Origin of the sequence: Streptomyces sp. NBC_00539, from assembly GCF_036346105.1 — a bacterium.
In the GTDB taxonomy this organism is placed as follows: domain Bacteria; phylum Actinomycetota; class Actinomycetes; order Streptomycetales; family Streptomycetaceae; genus Streptomyces.
The window spans coordinates 1,414,269-1,430,638 of sequence record NZ_CP107811.1 but is presented as its reverse complement, the minus strand read 5'-3'; the positions used below and the strand labels follow the sequence as shown (position 1 = coordinate 1,430,638).

Annotated in this window: 14 protein-coding genes; 1 reads left to right on the top strand and 13 read right to left on the bottom strand. The window is 70.8% G+C overall.

Features of this window, described 5'->3' with window-relative positions:
- Positions 1-20: 20 nt before the first annotated feature.
- The 11 genes from OG861_RS06390 to OG861_RS06340 all read right to left on the bottom strand — a co-directional run bounded on the left by OG861_RS06390 (position 21) and on the right by OG861_RS06340 (position 13,227).
- Positions 21-530 carry a methylated-DNA--[protein]-cysteine S-methyltransferase gene (locus OG861_RS06390; protein ID WP_329199641.1) on the bottom strand — a complete coding sequence of 170 codons (510 nt, stop codon included), beginning with the start codon at positions 528-530 and terminating at the stop codon, positions 21-23.
- A 15-nt stretch (positions 531-545) separates the two neighbouring features.
- Positions 546-2,027: an AlkA N-terminal domain-containing protein gene (locus tag OG861_RS06385; RefSeq protein ID WP_330261427.1), complete on the bottom strand. Its 1,482-nt coding sequence runs from the start codon at positions 2,025-2,027 to the stop codon at positions 546-548.
- 173 nt (positions 2,028-2,200) lie between these two features.
- On the bottom strand, positions 2,201-2,980 hold the full coding sequence (gene pssA, locus OG861_RS06380) for a CDP-diacylglycerol--serine O-phosphatidyltransferase (RefSeq protein ID WP_399280444.1): 780 nt from the start codon (positions 2,978-2,980) through the stop codon (positions 2,201-2,203).
- A 64-nt stretch (positions 2,981-3,044) separates the two neighbouring features.
- Positions 3,045-3,701: a phosphatidylserine decarboxylase gene (locus tag OG861_RS06375; protein ID WP_136212902.1), complete on the bottom strand. Its 657-nt coding sequence runs from the start codon at positions 3,699-3,701 to the stop codon at positions 3,045-3,047.
- A gap of 185 nt (positions 3,702-3,886) precedes the next feature.
- Complete coding sequence (locus tag OG861_RS06370) at positions 3,887-5,092, bottom strand: acyl-CoA dehydrogenase family protein (protein ID WP_136212901.1); 1,206 nt, start codon at positions 5,090-5,092, stop codon at positions 3,887-3,889.
- 5 nt (positions 5,093-5,097) lie between these two features.
- Positions 5,098-5,610: a MaoC family dehydratase gene (locus OG861_RS06365; RefSeq protein WP_030155134.1), complete on the bottom strand. Its 513-nt coding sequence runs from the start codon at positions 5,608-5,610 to the stop codon at positions 5,098-5,100.
- A gap of 4 nt (positions 5,611-5,614) precedes the next feature.
- Positions 5,615-6,589 (bottom strand): HpcH/HpaI aldolase/citrate lyase family protein, encoded by a 975-nt coding sequence (locus OG861_RS06360; protein WP_329199648.1) that lies wholly within the window; start codon positions 6,587-6,589, stop codon positions 5,615-5,617.
- Complete coding sequence (locus tag OG861_RS06355; protein WP_329199650.1) at positions 6,586-8,637, bottom strand: protein meaA; 2,052 nt, start codon at positions 8,635-8,637, stop codon at positions 6,586-6,588. The genes OG861_RS06360 and OG861_RS06355 overlap by 4 nt, the downstream gene beginning before the upstream one ends.
- Positions 8,638-8,682: 45 nt before the next feature.
- The gene (ccrA, locus tag OG861_RS06350) at positions 8,683-10,020 is read right to left on the bottom strand and encodes a crotonyl-CoA carboxylase/reductase (RefSeq protein WP_329199652.1); all 1,338 of its coding nucleotides are present in this window, start codon (positions 10,018-10,020) and stop codon (positions 8,683-8,685) included.
- Positions 10,021-10,415: 395 nt separating this feature from the next.
- Positions 10,416-11,228, bottom strand: coding sequence for a TetR family transcriptional regulator (locus tag OG861_RS06345; protein ID WP_329199655.1), 813 nt, complete (start codon positions 11,226-11,228; stop codon positions 10,416-10,418).
- Positions 11,229-11,424: 196 nt separating this feature from the next.
- On the bottom strand, positions 11,425-13,227 hold the full coding sequence (locus OG861_RS06340; RefSeq protein ID WP_329199657.1) for a 3-hydroxyacyl-CoA dehydrogenase family protein: 1,803 nt from the start codon (positions 13,225-13,227) through the stop codon (positions 11,425-11,427).
- 326 nt (positions 13,228-13,553) lie between these two features.
- Here OG861_RS06340 and OG861_RS06335 point away from each other — a divergent pair, with 326 nt between their 5' ends.
- Positions 13,554-14,126 carry a HEAT repeat domain-containing protein gene (locus OG861_RS06335; RefSeq protein WP_329199659.1) on the top strand — a complete coding sequence of 191 codons (573 nt, stop codon included), beginning with the start codon at positions 13,554-13,556 and terminating at the stop codon, positions 14,124-14,126.
- Positions 14,127-14,139: 13 nt separating this feature from the next.
- Here the strand turns inward: OG861_RS06335 and OG861_RS06330 are convergent, their stop codons facing one another.
- Both OG861_RS06330 and OG861_RS06325 read right to left on the bottom strand, forming a co-directional pair.
- Positions 14,140-14,559 carry a RidA family protein gene (locus OG861_RS06330; protein WP_329199661.1) on the bottom strand — a complete coding sequence of 140 codons (420 nt, stop codon included), beginning with the start codon at positions 14,557-14,559 and terminating at the stop codon, positions 14,140-14,142.
- Between the two features lie 24 nt (positions 14,560-14,583).
- Positions 14,584-16,203: an alpha/beta hydrolase gene (locus OG861_RS06325; protein ID WP_330261426.1), complete on the bottom strand. Its 1,620-nt coding sequence runs from the start codon at positions 16,201-16,203 to the stop codon at positions 14,584-14,586.
- Positions 16,204-16,370: the final 167 nt, after the last annotated feature.

Genomic DNA, 16,370 nt, shown 5'->3' with positions numbered 1-16,370 from the left:
GGCCCTTCGAAGACGCTCGTTCAGACCGGCAGGGCCCGCTCGCCGGCCTCGAAGGCCAGCAGCCGGACCTTGCGCTCGACGCCGCCGCCGTAGCCGGTCATCGAACCCGAGGCGCCGATCACCCGGTGGCACGGGACGATGATGCCGACCGGGTTCTTGCCGTTGGCCAGGCCCACGGCCCGGGACGCCCCCGGCTTGCCGAGCCTCGCGGCGAGTTCACCGTAGGACCACGTCTGCCCGTAGGGGATGCGTACCAGCTGTTCCCACACGCTGCGCTGGAACGCCGTGCCCTCCAGCCGCACGGGGACGGTGAATTCGGTGAGCTCCCCGGCGAAGTAGGCGCCCAGCTCCCGCGCGACGTCGGGGAAGGGCTCCTCGGCGGGCGGGACCCGCTCGCCGAAGGACTCCTCCAGCGGGCGGTGCCGCTGGCCGGTCATGTAGAGGCCGCTGAGAACGCCGTCCGTGGCCACGAGGGTCAGGGGGCCGTAAGGGCTGTCGACGACGGTGTGCTGCTTGCTGCTGCTGTTCATGGCGGGTCGTACTCCTCAGACGGGCAGGTGGTTGATGGGGTGGCCGTCGGTGGCCCACAGGTACTGGACGGCGTACGCGCGCCAGGGCCGCCAGGCGGCCGCCCGCGCGGTGAGCGCGGCCGGGGTGGACGGCAGCCCGAGCCCCGCGGCGGCGCGACGGACCCCGAGGTCGGAGGGCAGGAACGCGTCCGGGTCGCCGAGCGCCCGCATCGCGATGACCTCGGTGGTCCACGGGCCGAAGCCGGGCAGTGTGCCGAGCTGCGCGCGGGCCGCCTCCCAGTCGCTGTCGACGCCCAGGGGGAGCGAGCCGTCCGCCAGGGCCGAGACCAGGGTGGTGAGGGTCGCGCGGCGGCTGCGCGGCAGGGCCAGCGCCTGCGGATCCAGCGCGGCGAGGGCCTGCGGGGACGGGAACAAGTGGGTCAGCCCTCCCTCCGGGTCGGGGTCGGCGACCGGCTCGCCGTGCGCGGTGACCAGCCGGGCGGCGTGCGTACGGGCCGCGGCGGTGGACACCTGCTGGCCGAGCACGGCCCGTACCGCGAACTCCGCCGCGTCGACCGTACGGGGCACCCGGCGCCCCGGGGCCTTGTCGACGAGCGGTGCCAGCAGCGGGTCCGAGCGGAGCTGCTCGTCCACGGCCTCGGGGTCGGCGTCGAGGTCCAGCAGCCGGCGGCAGCGGCTGATGGCGAGGGTGAGGTCCCGCAGGTCGGTCAGGGCGAGCTGGCAGGCGATGTGGTCGGGCCGCGGGGCGAGCGCGACCACGCCGGTGCCGAACGGGAGCCGCAGCGTCCGGCGGTAGGCGCCGTCGCGCCACTCCTCGACGCCGGGGACGGCGGTCGCGGCGAGGTGGCCGAAGAGGTTGTCGGGATTGAGGGGCGCCCGGAAGGGGAGCCGCAGGCTGATCGAGCCGGGGATCCGGGGCTGGTCGCGGTGGGCCCTCGCGGAGCGGGTGCGCAGCTCGCTCGGGGAGAGGGCGAACACCTCGCGGACGGTGTCGTTGAAGGCGCGGATGGAGGCGAACCCGGCGGCGAAGGCGACGTCGCCCATGGGGAGGGCGGAGGTTTCGATGAGCAGCCGGGCGGTCTGCGCGCGCTGCGCCCGGGCGAGGGCGAGGGGGCCGGCGCCGAGCTCGATGCTCAGCTGCCGCTCGACCTGGCGGGTGGAGTACCCGAGGCGGGCCGCCAGCCCGGGTACGCCCTCGCGGTCGACCACGCCGTCCTGGATGAGCCGCATGGCCCGGGCGACGGCGTCGGCGCGGGCGTTCCACTCGGGTGAGCCGGGGCTGGTGTCGGGCCGGCACCGCTTGCAGGCCCGGAACCCGGCCTGCTGGCAGGCGGCGGCGCTGGGCAGGAACGTCATGTTCTCGACCTTGGGCGGCACGGCGGGACAGCTGGGCCGGCAGTAGATCCGCGTGGTCAGCACGGCAGTGAAGAACCACCCGTCGAAGCGGGCGTCCTTGGACTGCACGGCCCTCACACAGCGGTCGATGTCGGTGTACATGCCTCCAGGATCCCGTCCGCCCCTGCCTGCGGCTGGCAGTTTTCCGACATCAAGCGTACGGGCCCGCCGGTCGCCGGGTCGGACTGCGAAGCGGCGGCCCCGGGGCGGGACGTGGAAGGGCCCCCGGGGCCTTGACGGCACCCGGGGGCCCTTCCGAGGAACAGCGGCCGACGCTAGCGCGTGGCGGCTCGCGCCTCGCGCCGGTTGTGCCGGAACGTGTTCGCGCGACGGGTCGTCGCGAACAGCGGGATCGTCGCCGCCAGGGCGATCTGCAGCGCGCACCCGGTCTGGAGCAGCAGCTGGCCGCCCGGGGCGTCGAACGCCCAGGCCGCCAGCAGCCCCATCGCCCCGATGATCCAGCTGAGCATCGCCACCGCGAGGACACCCCGCGGCTTGGGGTACTCGACCCGGCTCACCATCAGCCACGCCACCCCGATGATCGCCAGCAGCGTCGGGATGAAGGGGAGCCCCAGCAGGACGACGGAGACGACCGTCAGCGCTCCGAAGGGGCTCGGCATGCCCTGGAACATGCCGTCCTTCATCGTCACGCAGCTGAATCTGGCCAGCCTCAGGACCACCGCCAGCAGCACCACGATCGCCGCCAGTGCCGACATCTTCTGGTGCGCGTCGTCCGCGACCATGCCGTACACCAGCACGAAGTACGCCGGCGCCAGCCCGAAGCTGATCAGGTCCGACAGGTTGTCCAGCTCCGCGCCCATCGGCGAGCTGCGCAGCTTGCGGGCCACGATGCCGTCGAAGAGGTCGAAGACCGCCGCGAGCAGCATCAGTATCACCGCGGTCGCCGCGCTGTGCCGGGCCATGCCCGACTCGCCGCTGCCGGTGAGGTGCGGGATGAGGATCCCGGTGGTGGTGAAGTACACCGCCATGAATCCGCAGGTCGCGTTGCCGAGGGTGAGGGTGTCCGCTATCGACAGCCGCAGGGAGAGCGGCATGTCTTCCGCGTCCGCGTCCTCGTCCTTGGCCTCGGGAACCCAGCCTGTGGCAGGGGTCTCAGGGTCAGTCACGGTCAATTCGGGTCACCCCCGCGGTGGTGGCCTGACCGACCTCGACCGCGACCTCGACGCCCTCGGGGAGGTAGATGTCGACGCGCGAGCCGAAGCGGATCAGACCGATGCGTTCGCCCTGCTCCACCTTGGTGCCGGCCGGCAGGTAGGGGACGATGCGACGCGCGACGGCTCCGGCGATCTGCACCATCTCGATGTCACCGAGCTCGGTGTCGAAGTGCCAGACGACGCGCTCGTTGTTCTCGCTCTCCTTGTTGAACGCCGGGACGAACCCGCCGGGGATGTGCTCCACGGACGTCACCGTGCCGGCCAGCGGCGCGCGGTTGACGTGGACGTTCAGGGGGCTCATGAAGATCGCGACGCGGGTGCGCCCGTCCTTCCACGGCATGATGCTCTGCACCACGCCGTCGGCGGGCGAGATGACGCGGCCCTGGGCGATTTCGCGCTCCGGGTCGCGGAAGAACCACAGCATGCCCGCCGCGAGAGCGGTGGCGGGCACGGCCGCCGCGGCCCAGCGTCCGGACTTGCGGGCCCGGGTGAGGCTGAGCGCCGCGGTGGCGACGGTCGGCAGGAGCCACGGCGATGCTCCGCGCGCGAGGCGTCCACCGAGGAGGCCGACGCGAGGTGCAGAGGTTTGGCTGTGGGGCATGGATGACCTTCGTAGCGGGTGATGCCGCGCCGCAAACGGGGGGACGGGACGGCGGCTTTACTGGAATGCTATCGGTTGCACGCAACAACTGGGCAAGCCAGAAGCCGAGTCGATGACCGTCGGCCAGTGACTGGCAGTGACCCTTTTGCGGAAAACCGTCTGGCGATCCGCCGCAAAAGGGACTTTCAGCCCTGGAGCCGGTACTCCTCAAGCAGGCGTCGCCCGATGATCATTTTCTGGATCTCGGCCGTACCTTCACCGATCAGCAGCATCGGGGCTTCCCGGTAGAGGCGCTCGATCTCGTACTCCTTCGAGAATCCGTACCCGCCATGGATACGGAAGGCGTCCTCCACCACCTCCTTGCAGTACTCGGAGGCGAGGTACTTCGCCATCCCCGCTTCGAGGTCGTTTCGTTCCCCGGAGTCCTTTTTGCGTGCTGCGTTGACCATCATCGCATGGGCGGCTTCGACCTTGGTAGCCATTTCGGCCAGCTTGAACTGGATGGCCTGGTGCTCGGCGATCGCCTTGCCGAAAGTGTGACGTTGCTGGGCATAGGAGACACCCAGCTCGAACGCACGCTGAGCGACGCCACAGCCACGCGCCGCCACGTTGACGCGGCCGACCTCGACCCCGTCCATCATTTGGTAAAATCCTCGGCCCGTCTGGCCGCCCAGTACACGATTGGCCGGAATGCGCAGTCCGTCCATGATGAGCTCGGTCGTGTCGACGCCCTTGTAGCCCATCTTGTCGATCTTGCCCGGGATGGTCAGGCCCGGACGGACCTCACCGAAGCCGGGCTCCTTCTCGACCAGGAACGTCGTCATCGACTTGTGGGGCGCGGTCCCCTCGGGGTGTCCTTCGTCACTCCGGACCAGGACGGCCACCAGAGTGGACGTGCCGCCGTTGGTGAGCCACATCTTCTGGCCGTTCAGGACGTACTCGTCACCGTCCTTCACCGCCTTGGACGTGATGGCCGACACGTCCGAGCCCAGACCCGGCTCGGACATCGAGAACGCGCCGCGGACCTCGCCCAGCGCCATGCGCGGGAGGAAGTGGTCCTTCTGCTCCTGCGTACCGTGCTGCTTGAGCATGTACGCCACGATGAAGTGGGTGTTGATGATGCCCGAGACGGACATCCAGCCGCGCGCTATCTCCTCGACGCACAGCGCGTAGGTGAGCAGCGACTCACCCAGACCGCCGTACTCCTCCGGGATCATCAGGCCGAACAGGCCGAGTTCCTTGAGACCGTCGACGATCTGCTGCGGGTACTCGTCGCGGTGCTCCAGCTCGGTCGCGACCGGGATGATCTCCTTGTCGACGAACTCGCGGACCGTCTTGAGGATCTCGCGCTGGACCTCGTTGAGGCCGGCGGTCTGGGCAAGTCGGGTCATGGCTCTTACTTCCCCTGTTCCTTGAGCTGCGGGCGCCCGGGCTGCTCGCCGCCGCGCTCCTTGATGTACGTCTCGGTCGGGACCATCACCTTGCGCCGGAAGACGCAGACGAGGGTGCCGTCCTGCTTGTAGCCCTTGGTCTCCACGTAGACGATCCCGCGGTCGTTCTTCGACTTCGAGGGGGTCTTGTCGAGGACCGTGGTCTCGCCGTAGATGGTGTCGCCGTGGAAGGTCGGCGCCACGTGCCGCAGCGACTCGATCTCCAGGTTGGCGATGGCCTTCCCCGAGACGTCGGGGACCGACATGCCGAGCAGCAGCGAGTAGATGTAGTTGCCGACGACCACGTTCTTGCCGAAGTCGGTGGTGTTCTCGGCGTAGTTGCTGTCCATGTGCAGCGGGTGGTGGTTCATGGTCAGCAGACAGAAGAGGTGGTCGTCGTACTCCGTGACCGTCTTCCCGGGCCAGTGCTTGTAGACGGCCCCGACCTCGAACTCCTCGTACGTGCGTCCGAACTGCATGGCCCTACGCCTCCGGGATCTCGAACTTGGTGGTGCGCTGCATGCCGGCGGCGCGGCCCTTGCCCGCGATGACCAGGGCCATCTTGCGGCTGGCCTCGTCGATCATCTCGTCGCCGAGCATGGCCGAGCCCTTCTTGCCGCCGGCCTCGGAGGTGCACCAGTCGTACGCGTCGAGGATCAGCTCGGCGTGGTCGTAGTCCTCCTGGGAGGGGGAGAAGACCTCGTTGGCCGCGTCGACCTGGCCGGGGTGCAGCACCCACTTGCCGTCGAAGCCGAGGGCCGCGGCGCGCCCGGCGACCTCGCGGTACCCGTCCACGTTCTTGATCTGGAGGTAGGGGCCGTCGATCGCCTGCAGGTTGTTGGCCCGGGCGGCCATCAGGATCTTCATCAGGATGTAGTGGTAGGCGTCCGCCGGGTAGCCGGGCGGCTGCTCACCCACGACCAGGGACTTCATGTTGATGGAGGCCATGAAGTCGGCCGGCCCGAAGATGATCGTCTCCACGCGCTGGGAGGCCTGCGCGATCGCGTTGACGTTGTTGAGGCCCTGGGCGTTCTCGATCTGCGCCTCGATGCCGATCTTGCCGACCTCGAAGCCCATCGTCTTCTCGATCTGCGTCAGCAGGAGGTCGAGCGCCACGATCTGCTGGGCGTCCTGGACCTTCGGCAGCATGATGCAGTCGAGGTTCTGGCCGGCGCCCTCCACGACGGTGATGACGTCGCGGTACGTCCAGTGCGTGGTCCAGTCGTTGACGCGCACGACCCGGGTCTTGCCGGTCCAGTCGCCGTTGTTCAGCGCGTCCACGATGGTGTGGCGGGCGCCTTCCTTGGCGAGCGGGGCGCAGGCGTCCTCCAGGTCGAGGAAGACCTGGTCGGCCGGCAGGCCCTGGGCCTTCTCCAGGAAGCGCGGGTTCGATCCCGGCACCGCGAGGCAGGAGCGGCGCGGCCGCAGCCGGTTCACGGGAGACGTGGGCGTAGTCATGCGGGGACCTCCAGAGGGTCGAGCTTGTTCGCTTTCCGGATCTCGTCGACGATACGGCCGATGATCTCCGTGATACCGAAGTCCTTGGGTGTGAACACGGCGGCCACTCCGGCCGCCTTGAGGGCGATGGCATCGGCGTTCGGAATGATGCCGCCGAGGACCACGGGGATGTCACCCGCCCCCGCCTTGCGGAGGCGTTCCAGCACGTCCGGCACGAGCGCACTGTGCGAGCCGGACAGGATGGACAGTCCCACGCAGTGCACGTCCTCGGCCAGCGCCGCCGAGGAGATCTCCTCGGGGGTCAGCCGGATGCCCTGGTAGACCACCTCGAACCCGGCGTCGCGGGCACGTACGGCGATCTGCTCGGCGCCGTTGGAGTGCCCGTCCAGACCCGGCTTGCCGACCAGCAGGCGCAGCCGGCCGGAGCCCAGGTCCTCGGCGGTACGGGCGACCTTCTCGCGGACCAGGGCCATCGGCGTGCCCTCCTCGGCGGTGACCGCCACCGGGGCCGAGGAGACCCCGGTCGGGGCGCGGAACTCGCCGAACACCTCGCGCAGGGCGTTGGCCCACTCGCCGGTCGTGACACCGGCGCGGGCGCACTCCAAGGTGGCCTCCATCAGGTTCTCGGTCCCGGCGGCGGCCTCCTTGAGCCGGTCCAGGGCCTGCATCACCGTCGGGAAGACGAAGGGGTCGCCGTTCCCCTGCCGGTCCGAGGACTCCTGCCGCTCGGCCCGCCAGCGGACGATCCGCTCCACGGTCAGCGCCTCGGTGGCCGGGTCGACCGTCATGATGGCGCCGTCCAGGTCGGCCGTGAGCGGGTTCTCCTCGGTCTGCTCGTAGCAGTTGACGCCGACGATCTTGTCCTGGCCGGCCTCGATCCGGGCGCGCCGCTCGGCGTGCGAGGCGACCAGCTCGCCCTTCAGGTACCCGGACTCGACGGCGGCCATCGCGCCGCCCATCTCCTGGATCCGGTCGATCTCGGCCAGGCACTCGGCCACCAGCGACTCGACCTTGGCCTCGATGACGTGGGATCCGGCGAAGATGTCCTCGTACTCCAGCAGGTCGCTCTCGTGCGCCAGGACCTGCTGGATGCGCAGAGACCACTGCTGGTCCCAGGGCCGGGGCAGGCCCAGCGCCTCGTTCCAGGCGGGCAGCTGCACGGCGCGGGCCCGGGCGTCCTTGGAGAGCGTGACCGCGAGCATCTCCAGCACGATGCGCTGGACGTTGTTCTCCGGTTGCGCCTCGGTCAGTCCGAGGGAGTTGACCTGGACGCCGTACCGGAAGCGCCGCTGCTTGGCGTCCTCGATGCCGTAGCGCTCGCGGGTGACCTGGTCCCAGATCCGGCCGAAGGCGCGCATCTTGCACATCTCCTCGATGAAGCGGACGCCCGCGTTCACGAAGAAGGAGATACGGGCGACCACCTCACCGAAACGTTCCTCCGGGACCTGCCCGGAGTCGCGCACCGAGTCCAGGACGGCGATCGCGGTGGACATCGCGTACGAGATCTCCTGGACCGGGGTCGCCCCCGCCTCCTGGAGGTGGTACGAGCAGATGTTGATCGGGTTCCACTTGGGGATGTGGTTGACCGTGTACGCGATCATGTCCGTCGTCAGGCGGAGCGAGGGACCGGGCGGGAAGACGTGCGTCCCGCGCGAGAGGTACTCCTTGACGATGTCGTTCTGGGTGGTGCCCTGGAGCTTGGAGATGTCCGCTCCCTGCTCCTCGGCGGCCACCTGATAGAGCGCCAGCAGCCACATGGCGGTGGCGTTGATCGTCATCGAGGTGTTCATCTGCTCCAGGGGGATGTCCTGGAACAGCCGCCGCATGTCGCCCAGATGGGAGACCGGAACCCCCACCCGGCCCACCTCGCCGCGGGCGAGGATGTGGTCGGGGTCGTAGCCGGTCTGCGTCGGCAGGTCGAACGCGACCGACAGGCCGGTCTGGCCCTTGGCGAGGTTGCGGCGGTACAGCTCGTTGGACGCCTCGGCCGTGGAGTGGCCGGCGTACGTCCGCATGAGCCACGGTCGGTCTTTCTGGCGCTCTGTCATCTCAGGCTGTCCCTTTGGCCCTTGAACGATCGGACGTGTCGGCTGTCAGATGTTGCGGAAGCGGTTGATCGCGTCCAGGTGCTTGGCCCGCATCTCGTGGTCGCGCACGCCCAGGCCCTCCTCGGGGGCCAGGGCGAGGACGCCGACCTTGCCCTGGTGGAGGTTGCGGTGGACGTCGTAGGCGGCCTGGCCGGTGTCCTCCAGCGAGTACACCTTCGAAAGGGTGGGGTGGATCTTGCCCTTGGCGATCAGGCGGTTTGCTTCCCAGGCCTCGCGGTAGTTCGCGAAGTGCGAGCCGATGATCCGCTTGAGGGACATCCACAGGTAGCGGTTGTCGTACTCGTGCATGTAGCCGGAGGTGGAGGCGCAGGTGGTGATGGTGCCGCCCTTGCGGGTGACGTAGACAGACGCGCCGAAGGTCTCGCGGCCGGGGTGTTCGAAGACGATGTCGATGTCCTCGCCGCCGGTCAGCTCGCGGATGCGCTTGCCGAAGCGCTTCCACTCCTTGGGGTCCTGGGTCTGCTCGTCCTTCCAGAACTTGTAGCCCTCGGCGTTGCGGTCGATGACCGCCTCGGCGCCCATGGCACGGCAGATGTCGGCCTTCTCCGGGGAGGAGACGACGCAGATCGGGTTGGCGCCGCCGGCCAGCGCGAACTGGGTGGCGTAGGAGCCGAGGCCGCCGCTGGCGCCCCAGATCAGGACGTTGTCACCCTGCTTCATGCCGGCGCCGTTGCGCGAGACCAGCTGGCGGTAGGCGGTGGAGTTCACCAGGCCGGGGGAGGCGGCCTCCTCCCAGCTGAGGTGGTCCGGCTTGGGCATCAGCTGGTTCGACTTGACGAGTGCGATCTCCGCCAGGCCGCCGAAGTTGGTCTCGAAGCCCCAGATGCGCTGCTCGGGGTCGAGCATCGTGTCGTTGTGGCCGTCGGAGGACTCCAGCTCGACCGACAGGCAGTGCGCGACGACCTCGTCGCCGGGCTGCCAGGCGTTGACGCCGGGGCCCGTGCGCAGCACGACGCCCGCGAGGTCGGAGCCGATGACGTGGTACGGGAGGTCGTGGCGCTTGGTGAGCTCCGACAGGCGCCCGTAGCGCTCCAGGAAGCTGAAGGTGGACACCGGCTCGAAGATCGAGGTCCACACGGAGTTGTAGTTGACCGACGAGGCCATGACGGCCACGAGGGCCTCGCCCGGGCCGAGCTCCGGCACCGGGACCTGGTCGAGGTGCAGGGACTTGCGCGGGTCCTTCTCGCGGGTGGTGAGCCCGGCGAACATCTCCGCCTCGTCCTTGTGCACGGTGATCGCGCGGTACGAGTCGGGGAGCGGCAGGGCCGCGAAGTCGGCGGCCGTTGCGGCCTGCGACTGGATCGCGTCCAGGATGTCCTTCACGGTATTGCCTCCGGCTAAGCGCTGATGAGGGTGCGCTGAGGGGATACGCGGCTGCGCGGTACGGGTGTGGTGTGGTGCCGTCGGTCCGGCGAAAGCGGTGGTGCGGCGACGCCTGTGGTGGGGCGTACGGGGGCCTGGTGACGCAGGCATCCGGGGCGCGGTCCGTGCCGGTTGGACGTGGATCGCGGGGACATCCGGACCACTTCAACGTATGGCACCCCGTGTCACTCAGCAAGGCACCGCGTGCCAAAACTTTCTCTCATTTGCCATTTGACCTGCGCAGATGAGCGATGATCGATCAGAGTTACCGGCGAGTAGGGGCAACCCGGACAAACGGAAGGGCCGCCCCCCGCATCGGGGGGCGGCCCTGGGCCGGCCTGGTGTGACCAGAGTCGCTACTTGTTCTTGAGTGCCTCTTCGATGGTCCGCATGACCTCGTCGAGCGGGGCGTCCGTGCGGGCGACCGCCACCAGCACCTCGCCCTCCGTGCGGACCGCCGCCGGCGCGGCCGGCGGGCCCGTGAGGGTACGGCCCGCGCCGATCCCCGAACCGAAGGTCTTGCGCACGATGGAGAAGGCGTGGTCCAGCTGCGCCTCCACGTCCCCCTGGCCGCCCGCACGCAGCCAGCGCCGCAGCACGTGGTTGTGCGCCGTGACCACCGCCGAGGCCGCGACCTCCGCCAGCAGCGGATCGTCGTTGCCGTCGTTGTGGTCCTGCTCGTCGAAGTGGGCCAGCAGGTAGCGCGTGAACAGACGCTCGTACCGGGCCACCGAGGCGATCTCCCGCTCCCGCAGCGCCGGCACCTCACGGGTGAGCCGGTAGCGCTCCACCGACACCGCGGGCGAGGCGGCGTACATCTTCATGACTTCCTTGATCCCCCGGCACACCGTGTCGAGCGGGTGCTCGTGCGCCGGGGCCACGTCGAGGACCGCCTCGGCGCGGGTCAAGGTGTCGTCGTGGTCCGGGAAGATCGCCTCTTCCTTGGACCGGAAGTGCCGGAAGAAGGTCCGGCGGGCCACCCCTGCGGTCGCGGCGATCTCGTCGACCGTCGTGGCCTCGTACCCCTTCGTCGCGAACAGCTCCATGGCGGCAGCCGCCAGCTCACGGCGCATCTTGAGCCGCTGCGCGGCCGCCTTGGTGCCGGCCGCGCTCTCCGGGGCGTCGGACGCCGTGGCGGCGCGGGGCGAGGTCTTGGCGGGCTGGGACATAGAGCGAAAGTACTTCATTCGCGCAGGAGAGCGCGCCTGAGGGGGGTGGGACAGAGGTGGATGCGGGGGAGGACCGGCACTGGGCACACAGTGCTCGTCGGGAGGGTTCGTCCGCCGTGAGGGTCCGGCGGACCCGAAGAGCCCTCCCCACGCATCCGGCTCGCGGGCCCGGGCGTCAGGACGCCCGGGAGTCGGATCACCGGCGGGCGTACTCACGGAATCCGCGGCCGGTCTTGCGGCCCAGGCAGCCCGCCGCGACCAGGTGCTCCAGCAGCGGCGAGGGCGCCAGGCCCGGGTCGCGGAACTCCCGGTGGAGGACCTTCTCGATGGCCAGGGACACGTCCAGGCCGACCACGTCGAGGAGCTCGAAGGGCCCCATCGGGTAGCCGCCGCCCAGCTTCATCGCGGCGTCGATGTCGTCGATGCCCGCGTAGTGCTCCTCGACCATCTTGATCGCGTTGTTCAGGTAGGGGAACAGCAGCGCGTTGACGATGAAACCGGCCCGGTCCCCGCAGTCGACCGCGTGCTTGCGGACCTTCCCGCAGACCTCGCGGACCGTGGCGTGGACGTCCTCGGCGGTCAGGACGGTACGGACCACCTCGACCAGCTTCATGGCCGGCGCCGGGTTGAAGAAGTGCATGCCGATCACGTCCTGCGGGCGCGAGGTCGCACGCGCCACGGCGATCACCGGCAGCGAGGAGGTGGTGGTGGCGAGCACCGCGCCCGGCTTGCAGACCTTGTCCAGGCCCGCGAAGAGCTCCTGCTTGACCGCCAGGTCCTCGGCGACGGCCTCCACCGCCAGGTCCACGTCGGCGAAGGCATCCAGCGAACCCGCCGGGGTGATCAGGGCCAGGGTCTTGGCCGCGCCGTCCTCGGTCAGCCGGCCCTTGGACACCGCACGGCCCAAGGACTTGCCGATCGCGGCCTTCGCGGCCTCCGCCTTCTCCTGGCTGCGGGCCGCCAGCACCACCGGGTAGCCGGCCTGCGCGAAGACCTGCGCGATACCGCTCGCCATGGTGCCGGAGCCGGCCACGCCGACCGAGGCGACCGCGCGGCCCGCGCCGAGCAGCGACCCGTCCAGCGGGGTCTGGAGGTCCCGCACGATCACCGGGCTGCCCGGGGCCTCGTACGTGTAGAAACCGCGCCCCGCCTTCTGCCCGGTCAGGCCCGCCTCGGCGAGGTGCCCGAGGATCGGGGCCGGTGCGTGCAGCCGGTCGCCGGAGGAGGCGTACATGGCCTCCAGGACGGTACGGGCCGTGTCCACGCCGATCAGGTCCAGCAGTGCGAGCGGGCCCATCGGAAGTCCGCAGCCGAGCCGCATGGCCGCGTCGATGTCCTCGCGGGAGGCGTACTTCGACTCGTACATGGCGGCGGCCTGGTTCAGGTAGCCGAAGAGCAGGCCGTCCGCGACGAAACCGGGACGGTCGCCGACCGCCACGGGCTCCTTGCCGAGCTCGCGGGCCAGCTCGGTGACCGCCTGGACGGCGGGCGGGGCCGTCAGCACGCAGGAGACGACCTCGACCAGCTTCATCGCCGGCGCAGGGTTGAAGAAGTGCAGGCCCAGGACCCGCTCGGGGCGCTGGGACTCGGCCGCCATCCGGGTCACCGACAGGGCGTTGGTGCCGGTGGCCAGGATGGTGTCCGGGCGGACGATCGCGTCGAGTTCGCGGAAGAGCCGCTGCTTGAGCGCGTAGTCCTCGGGCACGACCTCGATGACGAGGTCGGCGTCGGCGGCGGCGCCCAGCTCGGTGAAGGTGCGGAAACGGGCGAGCACGGCGTCGCGCTCGGGCTCGGTGAGCCGCTGCCGGGCGACGGACCGGGCCGTCGCGGCGGCCAGCGCGGCGGTGGCCCTGCGGGCGGCGCCTTCGCTGACGTCGATGCCGATGACCTCGCGGCCGGCCCGGGCGAGCACCTCGGCGATGCCGGTGCCCATCGTGCCGAGACCGATGACGGCGACGGTCTGGAGGGTGGGTTGACTGGACGTGGACGGACGGTCCATCGCGGGACTCCAGTGGAAGAGGGTGACGACTGGGGGCGGCGCGCGGCGCACAGCACGCGGCCGGGGATTCCGCACAGAGATGCCCGAAGGGCGGGAGGACGGCGGACCCTGTCCCGGGGCCACGCCGTAGGTGGAACGCCGTACCCGAACACGCGGTACGGGGCTCGCGGTACCTGGGGTACCGGACCGACTGGTACGGGGCGGCTGCGTCACCAGGCCGGTCCCGTACGTGTTGAAGGGAGCGTAACTCGTCGGTAACCCGTTGGCCAGAGCACGGGGATGACAAACGCGTGTGACGTACACCGCTGCGGGCCTAGGGTGGCAGCGTGAACGACGTGCTGGAGCGGCTGGGTAGTGAAGCGGGACGGTCGGCGGAGTACGAGGCGCTGCTGGCGGCCGGGCCCGACGGGCTGGCGGGGGCCCTGACTTCGCCCGGACGGCCGTTGTGGGCGCGTGAACTGGCCGCCTACCGGCTGGGGATGGCGGGGGACCGGCGCGCCTTCGAGGCACTGGTGCTGCTGCTCAACCACCGGGACCCGCCGCGCTGCGAGGCCGCCGCGCAGGCGCTCGCCGTTCTCGGGGACCCCCGCACCGCCCGCGCGGCGGCGGCCCTGGCGACGAACGAACTGCGCACCGCCTACGCCCTGCACCCGGTCCGCCTGCTCACCGCCCTGCGGGCCCCCGAGTCGGCGCCCGCGCTGATCCGCACCCTCTCCCGGCTCCTGGCGCCGCACAGCCCGTACTGGCGCGTCGCCCTGGCCTGCGTGGAAGGCCTCGGCGCGCTGGCCGACCCCCGCGCCCGCGACGTCCTCACCCGTGCCCAGTCCCACCCCCGCCTCGCGGTGGCGGCCACCGAGGCCCTGCGCGCGCTGCCCGCCCCGGACGGGTCGGCCGGCTGACCCCGGGACGGGGTCAGCGGTCCGCCGGGACGATCGCGAGGGCCTCGACCTCCATCAGGAGTTCCGGGTGGACCAGGGCGGCGACCTGGAACGCCGAGGAGGCGGGGAGCCGGTCCGCCGGGATCACGGCGGCGCGGGCTTCGCGCAGGGCGGGCAGGTGGGCCAGGTCCGTGACGAAGTAGGTCAGCTTCACCACGTCCTCGAAGCCGGCCCCGGCCGCCTCCAGACACCGGCGCAGGTTCTCGAACACCTGTCGCGCCTGGGCGGCGGCGTCGCCCACACCCACCACCTCGCCCTTCTCGTCGAACGCGCACTGCCCGGAGACGGCGACGAACGTCCCCGTCCCCCGGACGACGTGGCTGTACTGGGGGCTCGGGGCGACGCCCTCGGGAGCGGTGATCCGGGTGAGGTGGCTGTCGCTCGATGTGGTCACGGGCACGATCCTGCCCGGTGACGGTCAGCCGCGGAAGCCCAGCAGCCCGTGCAGGGCCGCGCCGCCGGCCGAACGCGGGACCGCGCGGGTGGCCGCGGCCGGCTGCGGGTCCGGCTGGGCCGGGCACGTGGCGTCCGACGCCTTGCCCGTCCGCAGGTACGCCGCCAGCTTCTCGTCCAGGCACTTGTTGCCGCTCAGCGCGATCCCGTGGTTCCCGCCGCCCTCCTCGACCACCAGCGCCGCGCCCTTGAGCTTGTCCCGCATGCTCAGCGCGCCCCCGAACGGCGTCGCCGCGTCCTCCGTCGCCTGGAAGAGCAGCGCCGACGAAAGGTCGGTGTTCCTCACGTCCGGGGCGGCCAGGGGCTCCGTCTTCCAGAACGCGCACGGCGCGTTGTACCAAGCGTTGTTCCAGGTCATGAAGGGCGCCTCGGCGTGCGTGCGCCACATGTCGGCCCGCCAGGTGTCCCAGTCCTTCGGCCAGGCGGAGTCCCGGCACTGCACCGCCGTGTACACGCTGTAGCCGTTGCCCGCCGCGGGCTCGACCGCGCCGAACCGTTGGTACGCCGCCACCAGCGGCTTCTCGTCCCCGGCCGCGGCGTACGCGGAGAACGCCTCGGCCAGGCTGGGCCAGTAGCCGTTGTAGTAGCCGCCCGGCATGAAGGTGTCCTCCAGCTCGGCCGCGCCGACCTTCCCGCCCGCCGGCGTGTGCCGCAGCGCCTCCCGCATCTCGTACCAGCGCCGCTCGACCTCCGCCGGGTCACCGCCGAGCCGGTACTTCTCGTCGTACCGGGCCACCCACGCCAGGAACGCCTTGTGGCGGGCGTCGAAGGCCCGGTCCTGGGCGAGGTTGTCCTCGTACCAGACCCCGCCCGGGTCGACGACGGAGTCCAGGACGAGGCGGTGCACCCGGTCCGGGTGGAGCTTGGCGTACACCGCGCCCAGGTAGGTCCCGTACGAGTAGCCGAAATAGCTGAGCTTCGCCGCGCCCAGGGCCGTGCGCAGCGACTCCATGTCACGGGCGGCCGAGACGGTGTCGATGTACGGGAGCACGTCCGCGTGCTTGGTCTGGCAGGACTCCGCGAACGACCTGACCCGGTCCAGGTTGGCCCGCTCGGCGCGCCCGTCGGTGGGGACGGAGTCCGGCCGCACGGGGGCGAAGTAGCCGTTCGCGCAGTCCAGGGCCGGCTCGCTCTTGCCCACGCCCCGGGGGTCGAACCCGATCACGTCGTACGCGCCGGCCACGTCCTTGGGCAGCGCGGAGGCGACGAAGCCGGCCAGCGCCCGGCCGCTGCCGCCCGGGCCGCCCGGGTTGACCAGCAGCGGGCCCTGCGACTTCGCCGCGGTGTGCGGGACCCGGGTCAGCGCCAGGGCGATCTGCCGCCCCTTGGGGTTGTCGTGGTCGAGCGGGACCTTGAGGGAGGCGCATTGCAGCGAGGGGTAGCGGGTGGTCGCGCAGCCGGTCCAGCGCAGCGGCGCCGCCGCCTGTCCCGAGCCGGAGCCGGAGCCGGCCGGGGCCAGCGGGGCGGCCGTCACCGGTGTGGCGAGAGCGGCGGCGACGGTCGCGATCGACAGCAGGACGGCGGCGCGGTTCTTGAGCGGTCCGCGCTCCTTCTTGGAGCCGCGCGTGTTCAGGGGGTCGAGCATGGGGCCTCCCAGCCGAGGGTTCTGGGCGGAATCGTCCCGGAAACCGCGCCCCGAAACCCGGATTGCGCCGCCCATTGGCCCGATGTGATGAGCGTTCAGGGGCCGTACGGGCCGTCCCGGGGCCGACGGAGCCGATTTGGGCGCCCGCCCCCGAGGTGGTTGGCTTG

Bases quoted from the DNA above. Each gene is read 5' to 3' on its own strand.
- OG861_RS06390 (WP_329199641.1), bottom strand. From the start codon at position 530: ATGAACAGCAGCAGCAAGCAGCACACCGTCGTCGACAGCCCTTACGGC.
- OG861_RS06385 (WP_330261427.1), bottom strand. From the start codon at position 2,027: ATGTACACCGACATCGACCGCTGTGTGAGGGCCGTGCAGTCCAAGGAC.
- pssA (WP_399280444.1), bottom strand. From the start codon at position 2,980: ATGCCGCTCTCCCTGCGGCTGTCGATAGCGGACACCCTCACCCTCGGC.
- OG861_RS06375 (WP_136212902.1), bottom strand. From the start codon at position 3,701: ATGCCCCACAGCCAAACCTCTGCACCTCGCGTCGGCCTCCTCGGTGGA.
- OG861_RS06370 (WP_136212901.1), bottom strand. From the start codon at position 5,092: ATGACCCGACTTGCCCAGACCGCCGGCCTCAACGAGGTCCAGCGCGAG.
- OG861_RS06365 (WP_030155134.1), bottom strand. From the start codon at position 5,610: ATGCAGTTCGGACGCACGTACGAGGAGTTCGAGGTCGGGGCCGTCTAC.
- OG861_RS06360 (WP_329199648.1), bottom strand. From the start codon at position 6,589: ATGACTACGCCCACGTCTCCCGTGAACCGGCTGCGGCCGCGCCGCTCC.
- OG861_RS06355 (WP_329199650.1), bottom strand. From the start codon at position 8,637: ATGACAGAGCGCCAGAAAGACCGACCGTGGCTCATGCGGACGTACGCC.
- OG861_RS06345 (WP_329199655.1), bottom strand. From the start codon at position 11,228: ATGTCCCAGCCCGCCAAGACCTCGCCCCGCGCCGCCACGGCGTCCGAC.
- OG861_RS06340 (WP_329199657.1), bottom strand. From the start codon at position 13,227: ATGGACCGTCCGTCCACGTCCAGTCAACCCACCCTCCAGACCGTCGCC.
- OG861_RS06325 (WP_330261426.1), bottom strand. From the start codon at position 16,203: ATGCTCGACCCCCTGAACACGCGCGGCTCCAAGAAGGAGCGCGGACCG.